The organism is Pigmentiphaga sp. NML030171, from assembly GCF_002188635.1.
In the GTDB taxonomy this organism is placed as follows: domain Bacteria; phylum Pseudomonadota; class Gammaproteobacteria; order Burkholderiales; family Burkholderiaceae_B; genus Pigmentiphaga; species Pigmentiphaga daeguensis.
In genome coordinates, this window is the sequence record NZ_NINX01000049.1 from 1 (window position 1) to 1,014 (window position 1,014).

The 1,014-nt window shown below is 67.8% G+C and carries 1 protein-coding gene; it reads left to right on the forward strand.

Annotated features, from left to right (window positions below):
• Positions 1–11: 11 nt before the first annotated feature.
• Positions 12–1,014, forward strand: a 1,003-nt coding sequence (locus CDO46_RS24330) for an S-(hydroxymethyl)glutathione dehydrogenase/class III alcohol dehydrogenase (RefSeq protein ID WP_087841153.1), incomplete at its 3' end; no start/stop codon positions are given.

A 1,014-nucleotide genomic window follows, 5' to 3' on the forward strand; every position in this document is an offset into this window, starting at 1 on the left:
AGGAGCAGCCCATGAAGACCAAAGCCGCGATCGCCTGGAAGGCAGGCGCGCCCCTGACCATCGAAGAAGTGGACCTGGAAGGTCCGCGCGCCGGCGAGGTGCTGATCGAAGTCAAGGCCACCGGCATCTGCCACACCGATTACTACACCCTGTCGGGCGCCGACCCCGAGGGCCTGTTCCCGGCCATCCTCGGCCACGAGGGCGCGGGCATCGTGGTCGATGCCGGGCCCGGCGTCTCGACCCTGAAGAAGGGCGACCACGTCATCCCGCTCTACACGCCCGAGTGCCGCCAGTGCAAGTTCTGCCTGTCGCGCAAGACCAACCTGTGCCAGGCCATCCGCACCACCCAGGGCAAGGGCCTGATGCCCGACGGCACCAGCCGCTTCTCGCTGGACGGCAAGCCCATCCACCACTACATGGGCACCTCGACCTTCTCGAACTACATCGTGGTGCCCGAGATCGCCGTGGCCAAGATCCGCGAGGACGCTCCCTTCGACAAGGCCTGCTACATCGGCTGCGGCGTGACCACCGGCGTGGGCGCCGTGGTCTTCAGCGCCAAGGTCGAGGCCGGCGCCAACGTCGTGGTCTTCGGGCTGGGCGGCATCGGCCTGAACGTCATCCAGGGCGCCAGGATGGTGGGCGCCGACAAGATCATCGGCATCGACCTGAATCCCGAGCGCGAGGCCCTGGGCCGCCAGTTCGGCATGACCCACTTCGTCAACCCCAAGGACGTCGCCAACGTCGTCGACCACATCGTCCAGCTCACCGACGGCGGGGCCGACTACAGCTTCGAGTGCATCGGCAACACCACCACCATGCGCCAAGCGCTCGAGTGCTGCCACAAGGGCTGGGGCCAGTCCTTCATCATCGGCGTGGCCGCCGCCGGCGCCGAGATCGCCACCCGGCCCTTCCAGCTGGTCACCGGCCGGGAATGGAAAGGCTCGGCCTTCGGCGGCGCCCGCGGACGCACCGACGTGCCCACCATCGTCGACTGGTACATGGACGGCAAGATCA